This window comes from Panacibacter ginsenosidivorans, from assembly GCF_007971225.1.
Taxonomy (GTDB): Bacteria; Bacteroidota; Bacteroidia; order Chitinophagales; family Chitinophagaceae; genus Panacibacter; species Panacibacter ginsenosidivorans.
Genome location: NZ_CP042435.1, coordinates 3939168 through 3964583, shown reverse-complemented (window position 1 = coordinate 3964583; position 25416 = coordinate 3939168). Strand labels below are relative to the sequence as shown.

The 25416-nt window shown below is 38.2% G+C and carries 25 protein-coding genes; 17 read left to right on the top strand and 8 right to left on the bottom strand.

The window, feature by feature from the left end; all coding sequences use genetic code 11:
• Nucleotides 1-18: 18 nt before the first annotated feature.
• On the bottom strand, nucleotides 19-537 hold the full coding sequence (locus tag FRZ67_RS16630) for a hypothetical protein (protein ID WP_147191296.1): 519 nt from the start codon (nucleotides 535-537) through the stop codon (nucleotides 19-21).
• Between the two features lie 197 nt (nucleotides 538-734).
• On the opposite strand from FRZ67_RS16630, the gene greA reads away from it, so the two are divergent.
• From greA to FRZ67_RS16570, 13 genes are all read left to right on the top strand, one after another.
• Nucleotides 735-1208: a transcription elongation factor GreA gene (greA, locus tag FRZ67_RS16625; RefSeq protein ID WP_147191293.1), complete on the top strand. Its 474-nt coding sequence runs from the start codon at nucleotides 735-737 to the stop codon at nucleotides 1206-1208.
• 139 nt (nucleotides 1209-1347) lie between these two features.
• A complete protein-coding gene (locus FRZ67_RS16620; protein WP_147191291.1) occupies nucleotides 1348-1899 on the top strand; it encodes a hypothetical protein in 552 nt (183 codons plus the stop codon).
• A gap of 203 nt (nucleotides 1900-2102) precedes the next feature.
• Nucleotides 2103-2675: a carboxymuconolactone decarboxylase family protein gene (locus FRZ67_RS16615; RefSeq protein ID WP_147191288.1), complete on the top strand. Its 573-nt coding sequence runs from the start codon at nucleotides 2103-2105 to the stop codon at nucleotides 2673-2675.
• Nucleotides 2644-3951, top strand: coding sequence for an MFS transporter (locus tag FRZ67_RS16610; RefSeq protein ID WP_158638388.1), 1308 nt, complete (start codon nucleotides 2644-2646; stop codon nucleotides 3949-3951). The genes FRZ67_RS16615 and FRZ67_RS16610 overlap by 32 nt, the downstream gene beginning before the upstream one ends.
• Before the next feature lie 94 nt (nucleotides 3952-4045).
• On the top strand, nucleotides 4046-4594 hold the full coding sequence (locus FRZ67_RS16605) for a carboxymuconolactone decarboxylase family protein (protein ID WP_147191284.1): 549 nt from the start codon (nucleotides 4046-4048) through the stop codon (nucleotides 4592-4594).
• Nucleotides 4595-4615: 21 nt separating this feature from the next.
• Nucleotides 4616-5167, top strand: coding sequence for a carboxymuconolactone decarboxylase family protein (locus FRZ67_RS16600; protein ID WP_147191282.1), 552 nt, complete (start codon nucleotides 4616-4618; stop codon nucleotides 5165-5167).
• 24 nt (nucleotides 5168-5191) lie between these two features.
• Complete coding sequence (locus FRZ67_RS16595) at nucleotides 5192-5752, top strand: carboxymuconolactone decarboxylase family protein (RefSeq protein ID WP_147191279.1); 561 nt, start codon at nucleotides 5192-5194, stop codon at nucleotides 5750-5752.
• 428 nt (nucleotides 5753-6180) lie between these two features.
• Nucleotides 6181-8895, top strand: coding sequence for a SusC/RagA family TonB-linked outer membrane protein (locus FRZ67_RS16590; protein ID WP_225975375.1), 2715 nt, complete (start codon nucleotides 6181-6183; stop codon nucleotides 8893-8895).
• 35 nt (nucleotides 8896-8930) lie between these two features.
• On the top strand, nucleotides 8931-9137 hold the full coding sequence (locus FRZ67_RS23655; RefSeq protein ID WP_225975374.1) for a hypothetical protein: 207 nt from the start codon (nucleotides 8931-8933) through the stop codon (nucleotides 9135-9137).
• An 18-nt stretch (nucleotides 9138-9155) separates the two neighbouring features.
• Nucleotides 9156-10460: a RagB/SusD family nutrient uptake outer membrane protein gene (locus FRZ67_RS16585; protein WP_147191277.1), complete on the top strand. Its 1305-nt coding sequence runs from the start codon at nucleotides 9156-9158 to the stop codon at nucleotides 10458-10460.
• A gap of 147 nt (nucleotides 10461-10607) precedes the next feature.
• Nucleotides 10608-11165 carry a hypothetical protein gene (locus FRZ67_RS16580; protein WP_147191274.1) on the top strand — a complete coding sequence of 186 codons (558 nt, stop codon included), beginning with the start codon at nucleotides 10608-10610 and terminating at the stop codon, nucleotides 11163-11165.
• A 470-nt stretch (nucleotides 11166-11635) separates the two neighbouring features.
• Nucleotides 11636-13858, top strand: a complete 2223-nt coding sequence (locus FRZ67_RS16575; RefSeq protein WP_147191271.1) for a CRTAC1 family protein — start codon at nucleotides 11636-11638, stop codon at nucleotides 13856-13858.
• 112 nt (nucleotides 13859-13970) lie between these two features.
• Complete coding sequence (locus FRZ67_RS16570; protein WP_147191268.1) at nucleotides 13971-14363, top strand: HIT family protein; 393 nt, start codon at nucleotides 13971-13973, stop codon at nucleotides 14361-14363.
• Here the strand turns inward: FRZ67_RS16570 and FRZ67_RS16565 are convergent.
• Nucleotides 14344-14844 (bottom strand): hypothetical protein, encoded by a 501-nt coding sequence (locus tag FRZ67_RS16565; protein ID WP_147191265.1) that lies wholly within the window; start codon nucleotides 14842-14844, stop codon nucleotides 14344-14346. The two genes, FRZ67_RS16570 and FRZ67_RS16565, sit on opposite strands and share 20 nt — an antisense overlap.
• Nucleotides 14845-14849: 5 nt before the next feature.
• Nucleotides 14850-15419, bottom strand: coding sequence for a crossover junction endodeoxyribonuclease RuvC (ruvC, locus tag FRZ67_RS16560; protein ID WP_192903879.1), 570 nt, complete (start codon nucleotides 15417-15419; stop codon nucleotides 14850-14852).
• A gap of 108 nt (nucleotides 15420-15527) precedes the next feature.
• On the opposite strand from ruvC, the gene FRZ67_RS23445 reads away from it, so the two are divergent.
• Genes FRZ67_RS23445 through FRZ67_RS16550 form a run of 3 tightly spaced genes read left to right on the top strand, consistent with a single transcriptional unit; the run spans nucleotide 15528 to nucleotide 17475 of the window.
• Nucleotides 15528-15722 carry a hypothetical protein gene (locus FRZ67_RS23445; protein WP_158638387.1) on the top strand — a complete coding sequence of 65 codons (195 nt, stop codon included), beginning with the start codon at nucleotides 15528-15530 and terminating at the stop codon, nucleotides 15720-15722.
• A gap of 53 nt (nucleotides 15723-15775) precedes the next feature.
• Nucleotides 15776-16666: an ATP-binding cassette domain-containing protein gene (locus FRZ67_RS16555; RefSeq protein ID WP_147191263.1), complete on the top strand. Its 891-nt coding sequence runs from the start codon at nucleotides 15776-15778 to the stop codon at nucleotides 16664-16666.
• Between the two features lie 5 nt (nucleotides 16667-16671).
• The gene (locus FRZ67_RS16550) at nucleotides 16672-17475 is read left to right on the top strand and encodes an ABC transporter permease (RefSeq protein WP_147191261.1); all 804 of its coding nucleotides are present in this window, start codon (nucleotides 16672-16674) and stop codon (nucleotides 17473-17475) included.
• Nucleotides 17476-17560: 85 nt separating this feature from the next.
• Here FRZ67_RS16550 and FRZ67_RS16545 read toward each other — a convergent pair whose 3' ends face one another.
• On the bottom strand, nucleotides 17561-18484 hold the full coding sequence (locus FRZ67_RS16545) for a TIGR01777 family oxidoreductase (protein ID WP_147191258.1): 924 nt from the start codon (nucleotides 18482-18484) through the stop codon (nucleotides 17561-17563).
• 131 nt (nucleotides 18485-18615) lie between these two features.
• Between FRZ67_RS16545 and FRZ67_RS16540 the strand changes: the two genes are divergently transcribed.
• Nucleotides 18616-18993: a hypothetical protein gene (locus FRZ67_RS16540; RefSeq protein ID WP_147191256.1), complete on the top strand. Its 378-nt coding sequence runs from the start codon at nucleotides 18616-18618 to the stop codon at nucleotides 18991-18993.
• Nucleotides 18994-19276: 283 nt separating this feature from the next.
• Here the strand turns inward: FRZ67_RS16540 and ftsZ are convergent, their stop codons facing one another.
• The 4 genes from ftsZ to murC form a co-directional block, all read right to left on the bottom strand.
• On the bottom strand, nucleotides 19277-21184 hold the full coding sequence (gene ftsZ / locus FRZ67_RS16535; RefSeq protein WP_147191255.1) for a cell division protein FtsZ: 1908 nt from the start codon (nucleotides 21182-21184) through the stop codon (nucleotides 19277-19279).
• An 88-nt stretch (nucleotides 21185-21272) separates the two neighbouring features.
• Nucleotides 21273-22694, bottom strand: a complete 1422-nt coding sequence (gene ftsA, locus FRZ67_RS16530) for a cell division protein FtsA (protein WP_147191254.1) — start codon at nucleotides 22692-22694, stop codon at nucleotides 21273-21275.
• Between the two features lie 273 nt (nucleotides 22695-22967).
• Complete coding sequence (locus FRZ67_RS16525; RefSeq protein WP_147191253.1) at nucleotides 22968-23954, bottom strand: cell division protein FtsQ/DivIB; 987 nt, start codon at nucleotides 23952-23954, stop codon at nucleotides 22968-22970.
• Nucleotides 23955-24028: 74 nt separating this feature from the next.
• The gene (murC, locus tag FRZ67_RS16520; RefSeq protein WP_147191251.1) at nucleotides 24029-25390 is read right to left on the bottom strand and encodes a UDP-N-acetylmuramate--L-alanine ligase; all 1362 of its coding nucleotides are present in this window, start codon (nucleotides 25388-25390) and stop codon (nucleotides 24029-24031) included.
• Nucleotides 25391-25416: the final 26 nt, after the last annotated feature.

The window sequence follows — 25416 nt, the reverse complement described above, 5'->3', positions numbered from 1 at the left end:
TTAAGCCTTCGTCAGCAATTAATTATTTTCTATTGCCGCAATAAAACTCAGGTCGAAATTCTGGTGGAACAACCCTTTGGGATTTTCTGATGAACCCGTCCACTGTGCACCTTCTTTATAAAGGTTCTTTTCTTTCCAATGACTTTCAGCAATAGCCATCATAGCCTCTTTGGCACAGGTTACTTTAAAAGCATATTGCTTGTTGCTGTCGAGCTTTACATCCTTAAGCTCAAAAGATAACCATTGTTTCTCCATAGATTTTTTAATAACAACAATAGTCTCAGCAACTTTTTCTTTCCACTCACGTTTTGCAGTGTCAAACTCAAATACGCTTAACGTGGCTTCTCCTTCGCTAATAATTATTTCAGGAAAAATGGAGATAGATTTCAAATCTCCTGTTTTGTTGGCACGAAAGGTTTGACCTGCAAAGAAATCTTTCTCTTTGCCTACCCGGCCCACCCAATAATGATGGCCAGTTTGAGTGTTTCCTATGGTGCTAATGTTTTTCACGTTACTGTAAGAGGATAGATTTTTCATGGATTGAGGTTTTTTATTAAGACAATAACGCATTATTGTACACTTTATGTGTGTATGAATGTTAAAATCTTTGGTTTTTTATGCGTCTTTTTGTTCTTGTTTTTAAAACCATATTCCTGTAATTTTGATATTCTGCAACGCTGCATACAATAAATATGTGGCGTTGTATTTTTTTATCTAACGCAAACCTCAATGTTATGAGTGATGTAATGTATGTATCCAAAGAGGCTTACGAGAATATGAAGGAAGAGCTTCACCGCATGAAATCGGTAGACAGGCCTGCTGCTTCAAGGGCTATTGCAGAAGCAAGAGAAAAAGGTGATCTTAAAGAAAATGCCGAATACGATGCGGCCAAAGAAGCCCAGGGCATTTTGGAAGCTAAAATGAAATTGCTTGAAAATCAACTGGCTATAGCCAGGATAGTAGATGCAAGTACTATTGACACAAGTAAAGTTTCTATAATGACAAGGGTAACTATTACCAATATTGGTACCAAAAAAACGGTTACTTATCAGATAGTAGGTGAAAAAGAAGCCGACCTGAAAGCCGGTAAAATATCTGTAGGTTCTCCCATTGGCCAGGGTTTACTTGGCAAACTCAAAGGCGATATTGCCGAAGTTAAAGCACCAACGGGGGTTATTAAATTCAGGATTGAAGATATTACTGTTTAACGCCAGCCTTACATCTTATAAGAAGTGCAGTAAATAACTGCACTTTTTTATTTTCCACAGGCTCCATACATGTTTAGTAGCTCTAAAAATATTTTTTATTATAATAAATCCTATTTTAGTACCATCATAACAACTGCATTTGATTAAAATAGGCGCCATATTGTTACTTACACTTCACCTGTGCAGCAGTGTTTTCTATACTTTTATTTTCAAATATTTTATATCGCTCTCAGATAAAGATGCAGTTTCACAAATAGACAAAGCAGCATATAAAGATGCAGAACTTGTGGAAATAGCTATCCCGCTGAATATGCCTTACATGCAAAGCCAGAATGACTATGAACGTTATGATGGCAGCATTGAATTTAATGGCACACATTACAATTACGTTAAGCGCAAAACAACCAATGATACATTACATTTACTTTGCCTGCCCAATGCGCAAAAAACACAATTGTATGCAACAAAAAACGATTACGCAAAGCAACTAAGTGATGCTCCTTCAAGCAAAAAAGGAAGTGAATCATCCGCAATAAAAAGTACATTTTTTAGCGAATACAGCTATCAATCCATGCAATACGATCTTACCTGTTTTCATATCCGGATTAACCAGCATATAACAATCATGAATCCTTTCTTAGCCAGTTGCTTTATTGAAACAGCAGGCAAACCTCCACAATCGCTTGTATAAGTTTTTTAGAACTGCATTTTGAATAACAGCAAAAAAGGCCTGTATTATTTTATTAGCCAGCCTGCATAGCTGCACTCATCAGTTGTTGCGTCGCACACTTATACGTTCTGTTCAGAATTCAGCATGTTGCAAGACGCAGCATAAATGCAGTCTCAAACAGCAATTCAAAGTTTCATTATAAATTATTAATCACTTTTTTTACCATGCCATATATACCATTGGAAGAGCATTTGCCCGGCATAACCGGTTTGCTTGAATACAGGCAGGATACAGCAGCACCAATCCGTGAATTAACGCAGGTACTCATGCGTGGAACTTCAACCTTATCAGAAGCAGAACGAGAGTTAATTGCAACAATTGTTTCGCATCGCAATGATTGTAAGTTTTGTGCAACTGCACATACTGCTGCAGCTGATGTTTTACTTGGCGAGCATAATACTTGTGAAAGTATAAAACAGGATATTAACACTGCGCCTGTAAGTGATAAAATGAAAAAGCTTTTGATCATTGCATCACAAGTACAACAAAGCGGAAAGAGTGTAACTAAAAGTGCTATCCGGGAAGCAAAAGAAGCTGGTGCAACAGATGTTGAAATTCATGACACAGTTTTAATAGCTGCATTGTTTTGTTTATACAACCGTTATGTAGATGGCCTTGCTACAGTAGCTCCGGATGACCCTTCATTCTACACAAGCCTTGGTGGAAGACTAAAAAAGAATGGCTACAACCGTTTGCCGCAGGGTTATGACCATCTTAAACAAACAACTACACATTAAGATGGAAACAGGAACCGTTAGCCCGAACGAGAAAATAAATATTACAACATTGCCGGTTTCGGAAAGTTATATTACAGGCAGGCCTGGCATTGCTTTTATTATATGTTTTCTAAGTACGTTTTTCAGTGGAATTATTTCTATGCTGATGTCTGTTTATTTACCCATTGTAGTAAAAGATCTGCTGGGAAATGTATCCGAAGAAAAGCTGAATGATGTAAGTGCATGGATCAATTGTGTTTTTATTTTCGGTTGGATGTTTGGTGGCATTGCATTGGGCATTATCTGTGATAAGATCGGACGTTCGAAATCTGTGATTTTATCTACTGCCACCTTTGGCTTTTTTGCTTTAGTAACAGGCATCTCGTCATCCTGGTTACTGGTAAGTATATGCAGGTTCCTATCAGGCTTTGGTATAGGTGGTGTGTTAGTTACAACAACTATTCTTGTTGGCGAGTTATGGCCTGAAAAGAAAAAAGCAGTTATACAGGGTATTGTTTCTTTGGCCATGCCTGTGGGTTTTTTTGCAGCAGGTGCAATTAACAATTTTACAGAAGACTGGCGAACTGCATTCTGGATAGGCCTTGCTCCTGTTGCCTTAGCTTTATTTGCTTATTTTACTTTACCTGAATCAGAAAAATGGAAAACGGATAAGCAAGCCGTACAAAAAAAAGAAAGTATCAACAAACAACTTTTTGCGCCTGTTTACAGAAAAAATTTATTGATCGGCTCTGTTGTGTTTGGCGCCATGCTTATTGGTTTATGGGCAATTTTTTCATGGGCGCCTACATGGGTGCAAAGTATTTCCACCAGTTATGATGTACAACAACAACGTGGTATGACAATGATGATACTTGCAGGTGGTGGTATTATCGGCAGCTTCTTTTCCGGTTGGATCGTTAATGCAATTGGCTTGCGCAAAACAATGATGATGTGTTTTGCAGCCTGTTTCATCATGGCCTTTGTTGTATTCAAATTAAACACAACTGTTACTGTTGCAACCTTTGCAGAGATGGCATTGCTTGTATTCTTCTTTGGTATAAGCCAGGGGGCATTAGCAGTATATATCCCTGCACTATTTCCTGTTTCAATTTGTGCATCTGCAACAGGTTTTTGTTTTAATGTAGGAAGATTATTTACAGGTACTGTTGTATTCTTTATTGGTGCACTGGTAACATTGCTTGGTGGTTATGGAAATGCTGTTTTTACTTTCTCATTCATCTTTGTTATTGGTTTTATTGTAACATGGTTGGCGAAAGAAAATCGAAAAGCTGAATAGTGTTCTAAACCTACAAGAGTGCGACGCAACGAAAGTATCATAGTATTACTAATGCCCGGCTCAAAAAAAATTACATAACACATCTTATATAAAAATGGCACACATAGAAGTCCCCGAAGGCGTACCAGGCATAAGAAGTTTGGTAATGTTCAGACCAGAAACTGGCAAGCCGCTGTATGAATTAGCACAAGTTTTATTGAGAGGTCCATCAACATTAAGTGAAGCAGAAAGAGAATTGATTGCAGCTTATGTTTCTTACCGCAATGATTGTATGTTTTGCATGAGCAGTCACGCAGCCGCAGCAAGATGTTTATATGGCGACGCAAAAAATACAGTTGATGAAGTATTAAAGGATATGCGGCATGCACCTGTTAGCAATAAGCTGAAAGCCTTGCTGCATATAGCTGGTAAGGTACAGATACTTAGCAAAGAAGTAACACCCGATGATATTGTTGCTGCAAGAAAAGAAGGAGCAGATGACAGGGAAATACATGACACTGTTTTAATTGCTGCTGCATTCTGTATGTTCAACAGGTATGTAGATGGGCTTGCAAGTTTTACACCAACAGATCCTGAAGTGTATGAAGCAATGGGAGAACGCATGGCAAAGGGTTATGTAATGCCAGCAGAAACTGCTTATTAATTTAAAATCTAAAATCTTTTTATGGCATATATAGATCTTCAAAATGATTTACCGGGCATAAGAGGTCCGATGGCATTCAGGCCTGAGACTGCAAAGCCTTTAAATGAACTCGCGGAAATTTTATTGCACGATGATAACAACACTTTATCACGTGGTGAAAGAGAATTGATCGGTGCTTATGTGTCTTCTTTGAATGATTGCTTCTTTTGTCAGAATGTGCATGGAGCATTAGCGCAACATTATATGCAATGCGATATGCAGTTCATAGACAACATTAAGAAAGATTTTCTTTCATCCAACATTTCAGATAAGATGAAAGCATTGCTTGCCATTGCAGGCAGTGTACAGAAAAGTGGGAAGCATGTAACTGCAGAACAAATTGATCATGCAAGAGAACTTGGTGCAACAGATAGAGAAATACATGATACTGTTTTAATTGCTGCTGCATTCTGCATGTTCAACCGATATGTAGATGGGCTTGGTACTTGGGCGCCGCAAGACAGGCAGGTGTATGTAGAACGTGCACCACGCAGGGCTGCAGAAGGTTATATAGATTTTGATCTGTACAAATAAATCACCTCACTTTAAAATAAAAATATGGCACATATAGAAGTTGATCCAAATCTTCCGGGCATCCGGTCGTTAATGGCTTTCAGACCAGAGACCGCCGAACCCATGAGTGCGCTTGCAGAAATTTTATTGCGCAGCGATGATGGCCTTTCACGTGGAGACCGTGAGCTCATTGCTACGTATGTTTCTTATTTGAATGATTGTTTTTATTGTCATCATTCGCATGGAGAAATTGCGGTTTGTTATCTCAACGGCAACCGTTCGTTGGTAGATGATGTAAGAAATGATTACACAACTGCAGATATTTCTGATAAACTCAAAGCATTGCTGAACATTGCGGGTAAAGTGCAAAAGAGTGGCAAAGCTGTTACTGAACACGATGTTGCAAAAGCACGTGAATCTGGTGCAACGGACAGAGACATTCACGATACGGTGCTTATTGCCGCTGCATTCTGCATGTTTAACAGGTATGTTGATGGTCTTGCGGCAAAGACCCCAACAGATTTGAGTTCTTATCCGTTAAGAGCTAAGCAGGTAGCAGAAAATGGATATGGCAGTCATATTTATTTACAAAAGCAACCTGCATAAGTATTCAAAGAGAAATTTATTTATGAACCCGACAAAGAATATATCTCAGCGTCCCTTGCGTCGCACACTTGTAAAGTATAACATTTGTCAACTGATTGTCAAATTATAAAATACACAATGATAAATGGTGCAACACAAAGTTTAGTGGCTGTGTCTTTTTTAAATGCTATAGCAAACAAATTGCCATACATAATGCACTAATTAAACTTAATTTTTTTGTACGTAATTGAGTAAAGATAGGAACGTACAAGTGTGCGACGCAACCAAAGCTTAATAGTTATTCAAAAGACCGGATCATAAAAAAACTCATGCTTCTATTTACTCATTATTAAATAAAAAACACATGCATTTAAAACGTACTCATCATGATCAAAAAAATTTCAATACCACAAACCCATCATAATTATTAAACCAAAAAATCAAACTCAATGAGAAAAAGTTTGTTAGTCATTACAGGGCTATTGTGCATGCTGCTGCTGCCGCCCTGTATTTATGCACAGAACAAAACTGTTAGTGGAACTGTAACAGATACAAAAGGAGTTCCGCTGGCGGGTGTTAGTGTTATTGTAGAAAAAACAACAATAGGTACTGCAACAGATGCAGAAGGAAAATTCAGACTGGCGGTACCTGCCGGTTCCTCGATTGTTATTAGTTCTACCGGTTTTAAATCGCAGACATTTAAAGCTGATAATATTTCAGGCGATTTAAATGTAAAGCTCGAAGAAGATATTGCGCGGCTTGATGAAGTGATTGTAACAGGTTTGGCTACTACTGTAAAGAGAAGAAATCTTGCAAACGCAGTTGGAACTATTTCTTCAAAACAACTAAACGGTGTTGCCCCTGCACAAACTTTTGATGCTGCTTTGAATGGAAAAGTGGCAGGTGCCTATATCAATGCAAACAGTGGTGCGCCGGGTGGCGGCTTATCTGTAAAATTAAGAGGTGTAACTTCTATATTCGGTAATACACAACCGCTGTATGTAGTTGATGGTGTATTTATGGATAATTCTGCAACTTCTGCGGGTTTAAATGCAGTTACCGCAGCCGCAGCGGGTGGCAATGTATCTACCCAGGATAATGCCAGTAGCCGTATAGCAGATCTGCGCGCAGAGGATATAGAAAACATTGAAATTTTAAAAGGTGCTTCCGCAGCGGCAATTTATGGATCCAGAGCGGCCGCTGGTGTAATTATTATCACCACTAAAAGAGGTAAGTCTGGTCAAACAAAGATCAGTTTTTCGCAGGATGTTGGCTTTGTAAAAGTGCGTAAGCTGTTGGGTGTGCGCCAGTTTACTGCAGAAACTGCTGCAGGTTTATCAAGCGATCCTGAAACCAGTGCTGCATTAAAACAGCAATTCCTTGATGCACAATCTGCAGGAAAACTATACGATTATGAAAAAGAAGTTTATGGCAATACCGGCTTTACCCGTAACAGTGTTTTAAGTATGACCGGTGGTAATGATAAAACAAGTTTTTATTTTTCGGCAGCGCAGAAAAAAGAAGAAGGCATCGTACAGAGAACAGGTTATCGCAATACCAGCTTGCGTTTAAATGTAGACCATAAAATTACCGATAACATAAAGTTTGGAGTTAGTACAAACTATGTAAACTCTTCTGCAGACAGAGGGTTAACCGGTAATGATAATGCAGGTGTAACGTATAGTATTTCGCTTTCGTCAACTCCTGATTTTGTTGAACTGCATCCTGATGAATTCGGCAATTATCCTGCAAACTCCTTCTCAGCATCAAACGTTTTGCAAACAATTGCTTTAATGCAGAATAATGAAAATGTAAATCGTTTTACAACGGGTTTTAATGTAGATGCTACTTTGCTAAAAGGAAATAAATCAACTACAAAATTCATAGGCAGGGGTGGCGTTGATTTTTACAATCTTGTTACTAATGCACAATTTCCAAGAGAACTTCAGTTTCAATCTGTAAATAAAGGAACATCTGTACAAGGTTTTACAAAGAGTTTGAATACAAATTATATCTTATCTCTGGTAAACACTTTTAATCCGTCAGATAATTTAGGGTTCACTACATCTGCAGGTTATACACAGGAGCAGGGTGATTTCAACAATATCCTGGATGTGGCAACGCAGGTAGCACCAGGTCAGACAAATGTTGACCAGGGTGGTGCTTTAACAGCACAGCAATTCAGAAATAAGTTTGAAAATGATGGAATATTTGCACAGGAAGAAGTAAGTATCCTTGATGCGATCAATTTAAATGCTGGTGTACGTTTTGATCGTTCAACCAATAACGGTGACGTTGAAAGATTTTACACCTATCCAAAAGGTGGCTTATCAATCAATCTGACACGTCTCGGTGTACTTGATAATAATTTCTTCAACAACATTAAGCTACGTGCAGCCTATGGGCAGTCTGCAAATTTTCCTGCATTCGGCAGTAAGTTCACCACACTTGTTGCTTCAAACATCGGAGGATTACAAGGTTCTATTGTAAACATTCAGGGTGGCGATCCAAATATAAAACCAGAGAGACAAACAGAACTTGAAGGCGGCCTTGATTTTAGTGTGCTTAATAATAAACTTAGTTTTGAAGTAACATTCTATAACAAGAAGATATATGATTTTCTTTTATTGGCAACCGTACCGCCTTCTTCCGGTTTCTCAACAAAATTTATTAACGCAGGTGACCTGCGTAACCAGGGTCTTGAAATTGGCATGAACGCACAGCCAATTTCTTCTAAAACTATCAAATGGAACACTTCCGTAAACTTCTGGCTTAACCGTTCAAAAGTTACTAAACTTACTATACCACCGGTACAGCTTGGTTCCTTTGGCACCAGCTTAGGAACCTTCCAGATAGAAGAAGGAAAATCTGCAACACAAATTGTAGGTACAAATGCACCTGCCCAGGAAGGAGTTGTGGTTTTAGGAAACCAGGAACCAAAATTCCAGATGAACACATTTAATGAAATTACTTTCTTTAATAAGCTTAGTCTGCGTTTTCTTATTCACTGGAAATATAAAGGAGACAATGTAAATCTTACAAACCTGCTTAATGATTTCGGCAGTACCAGCGCAGATTACGATGCTGATGCAAACAACAACCAAACACCAGATGGTGTAGACAGGATCATGTCATTTCTTGGGGTAGTGCAAGAGGCTTTGTAGAGAACTCTGGTTATCTGCGTTTCAGGGAAATAGGTTTGTATTATACATTCAATAAAATACCAGGCAAGATTATTCATGGTTTACGTGCAGGTGTTTCACTCAACAATTATATCACCATCACAAAATACAGTGGTTATGATCCTGAAGTTTCCAACTTTGGTACAGGCTTCTCTACCGGTGTAGATGTCGATCCTTTCCCTGCGTCTAAACGTGCTTCATTGAATGTAACTATTGATTTCTAAAAAAGAAAACCTATAAAAATGAAAAGAATACTCAATTTAAATATAATAGTAGTACTGCTGTTTGCCGCGTATCTCCCTTCCTGTAAAAAGGATTACGGTAACCTCAACAGTCCTACTATCGAAGACTATTTAAAAAATGCGTCGAAAGATCAGTTAAATGGTCTTGTAGCAGGAACACTTTCTGGTATGCGTAACAATGAAGGATTATACCTTGATGCTGTAGGTGTTATGGGTCGTGAAATGTATCGTTTTTCCAATGCAGACCCAAGATATACCAGCGAATTGTTAGGCTCCGCACCAGTGAACAATACAGGATTCTATATCACCAATCCATGGGGATCCAGGTACCGTGTTGTAAAGAACTGTAATGTATTGATAGATGCCGCCACCAATTCAACACAGATCGCAGACGATGAGAAAAAGGGATATCTCGGTTTTGCAAAAACGATCAAGGCATATGATCTGTTGATGAACCTAAATCTCACTTATACAAATGGTATTCGTGTAGATGTATCAGATCCCAATAATCTCGGTCCAATACTTGGTTATGATGAATCTATTGCAGCTATTGCATCATTACTTGATGAGGCCAAAACCGACCTTAGTGGCGCTACGGTTCTGTTTCCGCTCACCGATGGCTTCGGTTCACTTTCAGATGCAGCAGGGCTAACTAAGTTTAATCGTGCACTTGCTGCAAGAGTTGATGTATATCGCCAGCAATGGGCAAATGCCTTAACTGATCTTAATGCATCTTTCTTTGATCTTAACGGAGATTTTAATACAGGCGTATTTGAAGTATTCGGTACAGGCACAGGAGATCAGTTAAACACCGCATTCTTTCCACAGGAACAAAATGGTGAAGTGCGCTTAGCACATCCCTCCTACGCTGATGAAATTGAAGGTGGTGATGACAGGATCAATAAAGCTACATTGCGTACCACACCTGTAACAAAAGATGGACTTACCAGTGACAGGGATCTGTGGGTCTACACTTCAAGCGTGGCGCCTATCCCAATTATCAGGAATGAAGAATTGATTTTGATATATGCAGAAGCTAGTATTCAAACCGATGATTTTGATAATGCAATTACTGCTATTAACATCATACGTAATGGTCACGGGCTCGAAGATTATAGTAATTCAGAACCTTCCAAAGATGATCTTATTAATGAAATGCTCAATCAAAGAAGATATTCATTATTTTATGAAGGTCATCGTTGGGTTGACATGCGCAGATATAATAAACTGGGTGAACTACCACTAGACAGAACAGGAGACCAGGTATGGTCTGCATTACCAATACCGCAAACAGAAGGAGAATAAAAATAATAAAACAGAGACCTTAATAAAGGTCTCTGTTTTATCGCTTATATTATTCAACAGATTAAATACACCTGAGCATAATAAAACATTTACACAGAAATTACTTTCAGTTAATTGGTATAGAAACTAACTTATCGCATAACACTATTGAAAAAAATATTTGCCATATTATTAGTTGCAGTTTACCTGTTAAATCTGGCGGGATATTCCTTACTCTTTGACTATTTCATAAACTGCGCAGATGAACTAATGGTAGAAGAATTAGACAATGGCAATTATAATGAAGCTGCACTAATTGAAATTAAAGTGCCGATGGATTTACCTTATGGACCGCAGCAAATGGAATATGAACGTTTTGATGGAGAAATTGAATTAAATGGAATTCATTACAACTATGTAAAACGAAAAGTATATAACGATACACTTTATTTATTTTGTGTGCCTAACCTCAGTAAAACCCAATTGAACAATGCCAGAACAGCATATGCAGGAAGTAGCAGCGATGTTACTAATCCGGCTTCAGAGAAAAAACAATCTGAACCCTTTGCAAAAAAAATTACTTCTGAAAATGAATGCAACAAACCCGATAATGAATATTTAATTTTTACAGCTGTTGCTTCCTTACAAAAATACCAGCTTTTTTCTCCTCATTTATCAACATGTTTTTTAGATTCCCCCGAACAGCCCCCTGATATTTCCTGCTGATATTATCCTCTCCTTAATAATCATATTTCTATTTACACTTGCTTTTATATTGGGCTGATTGCATGCTGCAAATTTCTTTGTGTTACAAACTGCAGTATTTCATAGCGTCATCGTTGCGTCGCATTATGTTCATCTGTAGCTTATAAATCATGCTTTTATCAATGCGTAACAAATAATGTATTAAACCCGGAACACAAAATTCTATAGTGATTTAATTTTTTGCTGTGCTGCAATAATTGCTACAGTACAAGTGTGCGACGCAAGTGAAGCTTAATGCATATTCAAAGGCCTGGTACATAAACAGTAAAATACAGGAGTGTAATTAGCATTTCATGTATTATGATCTATTGCAATTTCTGCACAGCAGAATACTGCACAATGGACCACCGTTGAAAAAAACATGATTGTCCATTTTGGATAACATTACCCGTTGTATAGATATACTGCAACAGGCGCCAAAACTTAATTAAATGAAACATACTATATCTAAAATAATTGTATTTATACTGCTAGCTTCGCACCCCGCATGCAATGAAAAAGTTACTCCTAACGGAGAAATGATAAACCTGCTTTCTACCGTTGCAAAAAGCGAATGTGTAATTCAAAATTCTTTTTGTCCTGAAGCACAGTTAGCGTACTATGATTCTGTGTTAAAACATTCCTCAGACTATATGCAAACAGTGATGGCCTCATATTGTGAAGCCAGTACACTTCTTGAATTGGGAGATGAGCAGCGCTCAATAAACACATTTGAAAGATTGATTGAAAACGTAGACCCTGCAGATCTTTCCCGCATACCAATGATTAGGAAAGATCTTGCTGTTGCATATTTACGGCTTGGGGAAAGAATTAATTGCATTCATAACCATGGTGAAGAATCCTGCGTGTTTCCTATACAAGGTAGTGGCATACATATAAATAAAACAGGCTCACAAAAAGCCATAGAAGTATATGAAACGCTTTTGAAGAATGATCCCGGAGATCTTGAATCAAGATGGTTACTCAATATTGCTTATATGACCATTGGTGAATACCCAAGATCTGTACCGGCTGAATACCTGATAAAAGGGCTTGATGCAGATACTTCCAAAATTGTAAAACCATTTATTGACGCTGCAATAAACATAGGATTAAATACAAAAAATATGGCTGGTGGCAGTATTCTTGAAGACTTTAATAATGATGGCTATTTAGATATTATAACATCTTCATGGGGTTTAAAAGAAAGCATGCATTATTGCAGGAACAATGGCAATGGCAGCTTTACAGATGTATCTGATTCATCAGGACTAAAAAGTTTTACAGGTGGTCTTAATATTATGCAAACAGATTACAATAATGATGGACTCAAAGATATCTTTGTATTGCGTGGCGCATGGAAAGGAACATATGGCAAAGAACCCAACTCTCTGCTGCGCAATAATGGTGATGGTACTTTTACCGATGTTACAAAAGAAAGCGGGCTACTTTCTTTTCATCCAACACAAGCAGCCACATGGAATGATTTTAATAATGATGGCTGGCTGGATGTTTTTATCGGAAACGAATCAAACAGTCAATATGATGCAAACACCTCTGAGTTATATATCAATAATAAAAACGGCACTTTTACAAACGTAGCTATTCAAAGCAATAGTAATATTGAAGCTTTCATAAAAGGGGTTACATCGGGGGATTATGATAATGACGGCTGGCCTGATATTTTCATCTCAACATTAGATACTCAAAAAGTGTTGCTTAAAAACGAAGGCATCAAAAATGGTGTTGTTCATTTCAAAAATGTTACAGGGCAGGCAGGATTAAATGAATGCAAGGCCCGTACTTTTCCTACCTGGTTTTGGGATTATGATAATGATGGCTGGCTTGATATTTTGGTATGCAGTTACGACTTTAATAAATCACTGGGATGTTATACTGCAGCAGAAGCATTGCATATGCCCGTTGGTAATGCAGGCAAACAATTTCTCTTTAGGAATAAGCATGACGGAACCTTTGAGGATGTTACCAACAAAGTTGGTTTGAATAAAGTTGCTTTTGCGATGGGTGCCAATTTCGGAGACATTGACAATGATGGTTATCCAGATATATATCTTGGTACCGGAAACCCGCTTTTCCAGTCATTAGTACCCAATAAAATGTTTAAGAATATGGATGGCAGGAAATTTATTGATGTTACTTCTTCTGCAAGGGTCGGTAATTTACAAAAAGGACATGGGGTTTCGTTTGCTGATCTTGATAATGATGGAGATGAGGATATATATGTTGAAATGGGCGGCGCTTATACCGGAGACGCTTATCAAAATTCGCTTTATATTAACCCCGGTCAAAATAACAACCATTGGATAAACCTTTCTTTGGAAGGAACTATATGCAACAGGGTCGCTATCGGGGCAAAAATAAAAGTCACTTTCCGCGAAAATGGCGTTGAAAGGTCTGTATACGATGAGGTAAATTCAGGTGGTAGTTTTGGCTCAAATCCTTTGATACAACATATAGGCATTGGGCAAGCTTCGATAGTAGAAAGCATTGAAATAAAGTGGCCTGTAACCAATACAATACAAGTATTCAAAAACTTAAAACCAGATTGTACTGTTAAAATAAAAGAAGGTAATGATCATATTATCATGATCTCACTTAGCAAAGTAGATTTCACTTCTGAAAGTGCAGGACTTATCAGTTGCGGGAAGAATTAGCAAGTAAAAATTTAAATTAAAAGCTTCTCAAAACACAATCGTTTTGAGAAGCTTTTTTTATTTGAGTAATTATTCCTAAATCTGCAGGCAGAAATCATCAATCCGCAATAGTATGACCATCTTTTCAAAAATTATCGCCGGAGAAATTCCCTCTTACAGAATTACAGAGAATGAAAAATTTTATGCTTTCTTAGATATTTTTCCACTGGTAAGAGGGCATGTATTGGTAGTTCCAAAAATAGAAGCAGATAAGTTCTTCGATATGCCCGATGATTACTTAAGTGAAATGTTGTTGTTTGCAAAGCCAATTGCAAAAGCAATTGAAAAAAGTTTTCATTGCGATCGTTGCGGTATAGAAGTCATCGGTCTTGAAGTGCCTCATGCACATATGCACTTGCTTCCTATCAACTCTTCCGATGACCTCAACTTTACAAGAAAGAAATTGAAATTATCTCCTGATGAATTAAAAGAAATACAGGAAAGAATTATGTCTGCAATGCTGTAGACTGTTGCTTTTGCAAAGCTTCCAACTGCAGAACATATCTTCTGCAAACATACAATGGTATAATTCCAATAACACCAAAGCTGCAATCAATCAGTATATGATAGATTGGAATACCTCTTATATTTCCACAAATAAATGCAAGTGGAATGATACTTACACAACAAAACATTCCCCAACTCAGAATAAATTTATTTCTCACAGGGTTTTTATAAACACCATAAAATAGTGCTGCAATTACAAGATGTGCAAAAGCTAACCAATCATACCCATAAAATAAAAAAGGATACTTTCCATAAGTATCAATAACACCATTAACTTTATTCAACCATGGGCCAAAAAACTGGTCATTATTCATATAGCCATGTTGCTGAAGAAAACTTAGTTCAGTATAAACAGGAAATGCAGTAATACCACTTAATGCAAGTACAATAATAAAGAACACTACAAGTATTCTTATCTTTTTTAAGCGTTGCTGTTGCATACAAATTATTTTTTGAGGATGCGCTCCTGGTTCCTGGAAATAAAATCTTCCCAACCTTTAAAACTCTTTGTAAGCTTACCTATCGGGGATGAGGTTTGATAATGATGACACAGCGCAACCGCAAGCGCATCCGTCGCATCAAAGTATTGCGGCCTTTCCTCAATACTCAAAGTTTGCTGCAACATTTTCCAAACCTGTTCCTTTGCTGCATTACCATTACCGGTAATCGATTGCTTCACTTTTTTTGGTGAATACTCCGTAACATTTATTCTTCCCTGCATTGCTGCTGCAATAGCCACGCCCTGCGCTCTTCCAAGCTTTAGCATGCTTTGTACATTCTTACCAAAGAAAGGCGCTTCAATAGCAAATGTGTGTGGCTTGTATTGCGTAATTAACAAATTTACTTTAGTATGTATCATTTCAAGTCGCTCATAAATATCTTTTACCGAGCCAAGCTTTAATACATCCATACAAAGGATCTTTATAACACTGCCATTTACTTCAATAATAGCATAGCCCATTACCACTGTACCGGGATCTATGCCAAGAATAATATTGCTTTTAGAGATTGCCATAACAATAACATACAAATGTACTTAACGAAAATCGACGGTCAATCATGAATCATGAATGAGTAGTAAGAATTATTTTGAACCAGGCCAAGAATAAACTTCAGGTTTCTGTTGCGTCGCACTCTTGTACTGGTGAATGGTGAGTGGTCAATGATGAATAAAACCATTGTGCAATTTATTGACCATTCACCATTGACGATTCACGATCCGAACGCACAAGTGAGTGACACAACAGGCGATACCCAAAGAACTAAAAGCCTGCTACATACAAAAATTTCCTTTTATAATTACGATTATGCCTTTTAAAAAGAATAATAATGCATGTGTGATAATGCAGTAATTTTCGTAAAATTTTTACAGTGGACGTATTAACGCTGAATGGCATTACAAAATATTATGGCCGCATTTGTGCATTGAACAACGTTTCGTTTTCAGTACCGGAAGGAAGCGTGTTTGGCATACTCGGTCCGAACGGCAGCGGCAAAACAACCATGCTGGGCATTGTGATGGATATTCTTAAAGCAAGTGCGGGAACTTTTACTTTTATGGGACAGCCGCCAACTGCAGCTATGCGCAGGCGCATTGGCACACTGCTGGAGACGCCAAATTTTTATCATTACTTATCTGCTGAAAGAAACCTGCGCATTGCTGCAGAGATAAAAGGAAAAGGTTTTGAACAAATAGATAGTGTATTGCAGAAAGTGAATTTGTATGAGCGAAGAGCCAGCAAGTTCAGCACGTATTCTTTGGGCATGAAACAAAGGTTGGCTATTGCATCCTGCTTGCTGGGAGATCCAGAAGTGCTGGTATTTGATGAGCCTACAAATGGCCTTGACCCTGTTGGTATTGCGGAGATAAGAGAGCTGATAAAAAATCTTGCTAAAGAAGGTAAGACGATTATTATGGCAAGTCATATGTTGGATGAAGTGGAAAAAGTTTGTACGCATGTTGCCATTTTAAAATTTGGCAATCTTATTACTGCGGGCAATGTAGATGAAGTATTGGTGAATGAAGACATCGTGGAAGTTGGTGCAACAAATATGCAGTTGCTTGAAAATGTATTGTCTTCAATGAACGGATATAAAGAGATAAAAAAGCAAAAAAATTACCTGCAGTTATTTTTTGAAACTGGTACAGCCAATCTTGAAACGATTAACACACATTGCTTTAATAATGGTGTTGTGTTGAATCACCTCCAATTGAAAAAGAAAAGTCTTGAAACAAAATTCCTTGAACTTACCAACAAATAAAACGCATGTTGCAATTATTAAAAATAGAATGGCTGAAAGTAAAGAATTACAGAACCTTCTGGATTCTTTCGGCACTGTACCTTTCCAGCATTGCAGGCATTAATTATATCGTTTACGCTATTCAATATAAAATTTACCACGACCAGAAAACAGGTGATATAGCCAATATGTTTCTTGGTGGCCCGCCCTTTGCTTTTCCAAAAGTGTGGATTATGACGTCTTATGTAAGCAGTTATCTTTTGTTCATCGCCGGTCTTATCATGATCATTTCTGTTACCAATGAATTCTCTTTTAAAACGCACAGGCAAAATATCATAGATGGCGTTACAAGATCAGAATTTATCGTCACAAAACTTATTTGCGGATTGATAGTTGCATTGGTGTCTACCGTTTTTGTTTTCTTAACCGGGATGGTATTCGGTATTACCGAAGCTTCCAACAGTTTTAGTTTTGAAAACACACAATATCTCTTTTATTTTTTTCTAAATGCGTTAAGTTATTGCTGGCTGGCTATACTGGTGGCATTGTTGTTTAAAAGAAGTGGTATATCGCTGGGTGTATTTTTTCTTTACACTATCATACTTGAAAATGTGTTGATGCGTATACTGAATTATTATTTTGATAACTGGGGCAGTTATCTCCCCATCCAAAGCAGTGATGACCTGTTGCCATTGCCGGTCTTTGAAAAAATACAACAGCAAATATCCAACACAACCGTAAATGTGCCGCTGCAGCTTGTATTGGTATGCATTTATCTCTCTGTTTATTTTTTTATCAGCAAAAGAAAATTTGAGACAGCCGATCTGTAATTTTTTTTTGTTACAGGCTGCAGTAACTCCGGTTAAACATCCTTGCGTCGCATTACGTTCATCAATACTGCATAGATTGAGCAATTCATTTTTTTATAAGATCATTCAGCGTAGCTTCAATAGAAGGAAATACAAAACGGAACCCTTCGTTCCTGATTTTATCATCATTTACTGTAGCGCTTTTTAAAACTTCAATACTCATTTCGCCCAATACAATTTTTAAGACAAATGCAGGTACATGAATGGGAATAAAGAAACTGCCGCTCATTTTTTTTGCAAGTTGTAGTGTAAGTGTTTTATTGCTTACAGGTTTTGGCGCAACAGCATTGAATATACCATTGATCTCGTTTTCCAACGCATATATATACATTCTGCAAATGTCTTCAATATGTATCCAGCTGATCATTTGTTTACCCCCACCAAGAATAGCCGCAATGCCAAATTTAACAGGCATTTTGAATTCCTTTAATGCGCCACCATCGTTGCTCAACACAATTCCTGTTCTCAGATAAACCAATCGTTTTCCGAGCGTTTCCATTGGCTTTGTACTTTGCTCCCACTGCTGGCAGGTGTTGCCGAGAAAATCATCAGAAGAAGGCGCATCTTCCTTAAACCCGGTTTTTAATGATGCATCGTTATCAGGGCCATACCAGCCTATTGCAGATGAGCTTATAAAAGCTTTTACTTTATTCTCATTTTCCCTCAATGTCTTTATCAGTAACTCACCGCTTTTCGTTCTGCTTTGTAGAATTTCCTGCTTGCGTTTTTTTGTCCATCTTTTGTCTGCAACACCGGCACCCGCAAGATGGATGATATAGTCTGCTTTTTGTATTGCCGCGATATCTATTGCATCTTTTTCTACATCCCAAGATGCATAAGACACAGATTTATGATCAGATGTTCTGGCTGAGCGTGACAAAATAATTACTTCATATCCTTTGCTGATAAGCATTGCAGTAAGCGCTTTACCTATCAAACCTGTTCCGCCTGTTATAAGTACCGTTTTCATTCGTCTTTTTTAATATAATAACAAACTTAATAAGAAAGAAATGGAGGGCATTGCATTACAACCAAAATTTCATACATTTATGGTCTTCAATTTGCTAACCCTGCAATTCTTTATCATTAAAAATATTTATTATGAAAACAAACAATTTCAGAAAAAGTTTCTTATTGCTTGCTGTATCAGTTTGCTTTGCTTCGCTTACTTCATTTGCTCAGGAGAAAAAATCAATGACAGTTTCCGGTGAAGTACTGGATATGGCTTGTTATTCTGCAATGGGTGCAAGTGGCGAAGGACACAAGTCCTGTGCCACAGATTGCATAAAGGGTGGCTCACCCATGGGTCTTCTTACAAGTGATGGTAAAGTTTACCTGTTGGTAGAAAATCATGATAAGAAAGATGCATATGCCCAGGCAAAAACACATGCAGGCGAACAAATAACTGTTACAGGTACGCTTTCTGACAAAGGCGGATTATCTGCAGTAATTGTAGATGAAGTAAAACCTAAAGGTTAGTTTATTGTACTCAGCCGCAGTGCTGCTATTAAGCTTTCGTTGCGTCGCACACTTGTACTGCAAAGCATGAATCATTAGACGAAAGGTCAAAAGTAAAAGGTGAAAATATTTTACCCTGACTTTTGACCTTTCACTTTTCACTTTGCAGATAAATGCTCCGGACGCCGAAGTGAGTGACACAACAGGCGATGCCAAAAGCACTGCAGCTTGATATACAAAAAAATTCCCCCGACATACGCCAGGGGAATAACAACTAAAAACACGATAGAATCATAAGTCCTGTCTAATCTGGTTTTTTCCCGTCCAGGAAGGTATTGATCGTTGAGATCTGCGTTTCTTCATTTTCATCTTTTTTCACTGTGTACTTGCTGTAAAATTGTTCAACAGAAGTAAGGGTGTTTCCAAACAGCTCCATGTTTCTGCGAACATAAGCGGGCACATTATCATACTCGCCGTTTGCCTCCGCAGAATTCATGTTGAAAGAGAGGTTGCGTAATTTATTGATGCGTTCAGCGGCTCGCTTCTTTTGTTCTTCTTCTTCATTCAAGGGTTCATTATTCAACTCAGCTTCAGAAATAAACCTGGGTTGCGCTGCTGTATTTACTGGTTCTTCTTTTACCACAAACCGGAAATTGGTTTCTTCATCTGCAGGTTCTTCACGGAACAACATTTTCGGTTGCTCTGGTTCCATAACAGGCTGTGGCTTTATTTCAATTTTTGGTTCCGGCGTTTGCATTACCGGTTGCGAAGGCGTTTCCTTTACAGTTTGCGCATCTGCATAAATATTACTTGGCCTGCTTAAGAACGGGCCTGCAGCAACAACAGGTTTACCTACAGGTTCTTCTGGAATTTTTTCTGTGTATTTCATTGCTGGAACTTCTGCAACCGGCACTGGCTTAATTTCTTCCTGTTTTGGTGCGGCAACCGGTTCTGTAATTTCTACAGCAAGTTCGAAATGCAAAGGCTCTTTACTTTCAACCATTGCGGGTTCTTCTTTAACATTAGTCTGTGTTGCAAAAGGAAGAATTACGGAAACAGGTTTTGGCTCTTCTTCTGTTAACTGCGGTGCATACACATCTTCTTTCTTTTCTTCAACAACTGCCTTTAGAGGTTGTGGTTGCACTTTCTTTTCTATTCCTTCAATATCTAGCTGCAAAACGATTTTCTCTGGCTCAGCCTGCACTTTCTTTGTTTCTGTAACAGTTGCCTTCTTTGCAAAAGGATCTTTATATTCAAAACCTGTTGCAATAATGGTAATGCCTATTTTATTACCAAGCGTGTTGTCATAACCTGTTCCAATAATAAGATCAGCATCTTCGCCACTTTGTGTGCGCAAATAATTATTGATCACTTCAAATTCATCCATGGTACATTCATGCTGACCATCACCACTGTTGATATTTACCAATATCCATTTAGCGCCACGAATATCATTATCATTCAGTAACGGAGAGCTTAATGCTTCTTCAATAGCAAGTTGTGCACGGTCTTCGCCTTCTGCGGTTGCGCTGCCAAGAATTGCAACACCACCATTTTTCATTACCGTACATACATCGGCAAAGTCAACGATGATCGTGCCTTTACTATTAATGATATCTGTGATACATTTTGCTGCAGTTGCCAATACATTATCAGCTTTACCAAATGCATCGGTCATTTTTAAATTACCATATTGCATACGTAATTTATCATTGCTGATAACAAGCAAAGTATCTACGTACGGTTGCATCTGGCGAATGCCTTCTTCTGCTTGTCTAAGCCTGCGTGGACCTTCAAAACCAAATGGTGTGGTAACAATACCTACGGTTAGTATTCCAAGATCGCGACAGATCTTGGAAATAATTGGTGCACCACCGGTTCCCGTGCCACCACCCATACCTGCAGTAATGAATGCCATCTTGGTATTCACTTCAAGTATGCGGCGAATCTCTTCCAAAGATTCTTCTGTTGCCTGTTTACCAACTTCAGGATTTGCACCTGCACCAAGACCTTGCGTAAGATGTGGCCCCAACTGAATCTTGTTTGGTATACGACTTTGTTCTAATGCCTTGGCATCTGTATTACATATTATAAAGTCTACACCTTCAATGTCCTGGGCGAACATGTAATTTACTGCATTGCTACCACCGCCACCTACACCAAGTACTTTGATGATGGATGACTTTTGCTTCGGCAGATCAAAATGTATCATGCTTTTGAATTTATGTGTTTGGGTAAGTAAGTAAATTTTGAAGCTTTATGCCTTAAGCTTTAGCTATAGGCAAAACCATTGCTTATAGCTATTTTATTTCCATATCGCCTTCTTCTTTAAAGAGATCAATAATGCCATCTTTAAATTTGTCCCAGAAATTATTAAGTCCTTTTCTTTTCTTCGTGTCAACCATATCTGTTGTTGCAAATGCTGCTGTTTCTGCAACCATTGTTCCGCTCTTCAATGTTTCAGGCACATGTACTTTTTTGAAACGGCTATCAAACTCTTTGCGTTTATTTTCATAATCACTGTATCCTTTTAATATAAGACCGATACATGTTGAATACATGGGCTTTCTTAATTCATCAATATGGTTAGGCGCAAGATGCTCCGTAGGTAAACCAATTCTTGCACTTAAACCTGTGATATATTCTGTTAACTGCAATAAATGATTCAGTTGAGAACCGCCACCGGTAAGGATTATACCACCATTTAATGCACGGTTATCCATACCAACCTGTTTTAAATGATATGTTACAAAATCCAGTATCTCGCCCATTCTTGCCTGTATAATGTTTGCAAGATTTTTTACGCTTATCTCTTTTGCAGGCATTCCTTTTAAACCAGGAATGGTAATGAAAGCATTTGCTTTTGCTTCGCTAGCAATTGCAGAACCAAACTGCACTTTCATTGCTTCCGCCTGACTTTTTAATACACCAAGTCCCATACGTATATCATTTGTGATGTTCTCACCACCAAATGGTATCACTGCTGTATGTCTTAATGTGCCTTCATAAAACACAGCGAGATCACTCGTACCACCACCAATATCAAGAATAGCAACACCGGCTTCCATATCAATATCACCCATTACTGCGCTTGATGATGCAAGTGGTTGCAACACTAAATCTTTTGTTCTTAGCCCGCTTCTTTCAACTGCACGATTGATATTACGGATCGCATTTCTATCTCCTGTAATGATGTGGAAGTTTGCACCAACTTTCACGCCATTGTAGCCAACAGGATCTTTAATATTTTGAAAATTATCTACATGAAAGTCCTGCGCAATCACATCAATGATCTGATCACCTGCAGGAATAAAAGTTTTTCTTTGATTCTCGACTAACTGATCGATCTCGTGTTGCTTGATCTCGATCTCAGGATCTTGTCTTACAATATCACCACGGGTTTGCAAACTTTTGATGTGATGCCCTGCAACGCCTACATACACTTCATTAATTTCAAGATCAGGATTGCTTTCTGCGCAATTCAATAAAGCCTGTTGAATGGCTTTGATCGTTTGATCAATATTCAATACCTGTCCGTGTTGTACGCCGTTGCTGTTGGCACGACCAAACCCGAGGATCTCAAGTTTGCCGAACTCATTTTTTCTTCCTGCAATAGCTGCAATCTTAGTGGTACCGATATCAAGACCAACGATGATAGGTGACTCCGAACTATCGTGTTCATTCTTCGGAAGTGTCACCGAAACATTTGTGCCCTGGTTCATAGATATGTGTTTTAGTTGTTTGTTGTTTATAAAAATTTTCTACGGTTTACGAATTAAAATTTTGTACTTAGCTGTATCTCTTTACTCATCGCCTGTTGTGTCACTCACTTGTACTGTTGAGCTGTGAGCGGCGAGCTCTGAGCTTCGAGCTTCTTTTTTGCTCGTGGCTCGCAGCTAATAGCTCATAGCTATTCTTCAATACAAGAGTGCGACGCAACGATGCTTAATGCATGCACTACAGCTGGTATCAAAAAGAGCTTAACGAAATCCATTTTACTGCTTCTTCAAAACTGCCTTTGGCCTATTCTTATCTGCTGCAGGCTTTACTGTTTTCTTTTGCACTACTACAGGTTTTTTATTTGTCATTACTTTCTTATCCGTTGTTGTTATCACAGAATCCTTTACCACAGCAGGTTTTGGCATTGCTGCCGCGAACACTGTATCATTCATAACCGCCTGCATTTCTTTCATGGTATTGGCAAATTGTTTTACCGCAGCCGCTGTATCCATGTAAACTTTACCACTGCCACGTTTTACCGCAACCACCTGACCACTATACTGCACATCTATTGTCTCATATTTTTCAAAACCAGTTTTTACCCAAACCTGTTTGTAAAAACTTTTTAGTTTTTCAAACTTCTCTTCAAGATCATCGGCATTTCCAATCTTTATAAGCTGATCTCCCAACACAGGCGTTATTTCATAAGTACGTTGCGGCGTAATATCTATCTGTGCCACCTGCGCCAGTAAGAAACTATCCTGCTGAATGTATTGTGCAATATGTTTTACATCATCCATCAACAAACTATCCGGCTTCGACAATTTCATTTTATCTGATGGAAAAGAAGTGAACATAGGCACACGTGCAGAAAGCTCATCACTCAATGGCAAACGCTTGCAGCTACTATCGATATAAAATGAACTACCTGCGAGTGTAAAAATTCTTGCGAGTGGTTCACGCTCTTCGATCATTGCATGCAGCACCTGTGTATTATCAAAGAACAATTCTGCTTTTTTTATCCATGCATTTTTTTCAAGCTCATCTTCTATACTTCTTAATGCTACATCGTTTGTTTCTTTCCCTTTACCTGCACCATTCTTCTGCAACACTTTCATTACAACTTTGTCATCAACAAACACATGATCATACGCGCCTTCAATTTTTATATCAATGCCTGTGCATGTTTTTGAATCTTTCTTTTGCATAGCTGCTACCAGCAAGGTGCAGGTGCCCACACCCAGCACAATCCACAGAACCATTTGTAGTCGCTTCTTCCACATATTAACCTCTCCCTAAATCCCTCTTCCTTAAGGAGAGGGATTTTGAAATACGTTTAATCCGTTTCAAGTATTTGTTTCACCGGTTCCAATAATGTATCTATATCTCCTGCTCCACACATTACAACCAATTCTGGTTTATGCATCTTTACCCAATCAAGCATTACTTCTTTAGTCAGTACCTGCCTTTGTGGCAACTGCATATTGTCTAAGATCAATTCACTTTCTACACCCGGCATTGGTAATTCTCTTGCCGGATATATTGGTAAAAGAATTACTTCATCTGCCATGTCAAGACTTTGCGCAAACTCTTTTGCCAAATCATTTGTTCGGCTGTATAAATGTGGTTGAAATATCACCATACATTTTTTGTCAACAAACAAACTTCTAATACCACTTATTAATGCTTTCAATTCTTCCGGGTGATGCGCATAATCATCAATCAAAATATGCCGACTTGTTTTCAACACATACTCGAATCTCCTCTTTACACCTTTGAAATTGGCAACCGCATTTTTTATTTTCTCATCATCTATCTTCAAATACTTTGCAACAGTGATGGCCGCTATACTATTTTCTATGTTATGCAAACCACCCATATGCAATAGCACACCCTTCAGTTTCCAGCCTTTGCTTATAACATCATATCTATAACTTCCATTCTCCACATCGATATTTGTCGCATACACATCAGCTTTAGGATTATCAAAACTGTATGTATAATGATGATCAGCTTTCAATTCGTTACTTCGCTTCATTCCATATTTGCTGATCAAACAACCACCTTTTTTTACCCTGCCTGCAAACTGAACGAATGCATCTTCTACAGCCTGCGGTGTTCCATAAATATCCAGGTGATCAGGATCCATGGCTGTTACCACCGCAATATCCGGCACCAGCTTTAAAAAAGAACGATCATATTCATCAGCTTCTACAACGCAAACATTTTTCTCACTACTCCAGAAATTCGTGTTATAGTTTGCTGAGATTCCGCCGAGAAATGCATTGCATCCATAACCGGTATCCCGTAATATATGCGCCGTCATTGTTGTGATGGTTGTTTTACCATGCGTACCACCAACACATACATTGAAAGCAGCTTCTGTTATCCATTGCAAAACATCGCTACGCTTTACAACTTTGTAATTATTCTCCCGGTAATAAACCAACTCTTTATGATCAGCAGGAATAGCCGGTGTATAAACAATCACATCTATATCTTTTGGAGCCAGGTTTACATTTTCTTCGTAATGAATGTTGATACCGCTTGCTTCCAACTCACTTGTTAAAACTGTTTTTGTTCTGTCGTAACCACTTACTCTTTTACCAAGTGAAATAAAATAACGAGCCAGTGCACTCATACCAATTCCGCCGATGCCTATAAAATATACTTTCTGTATGTCCTTTAATCCTGTCATTAATTTTTATCTGGCTCGTTAATTAA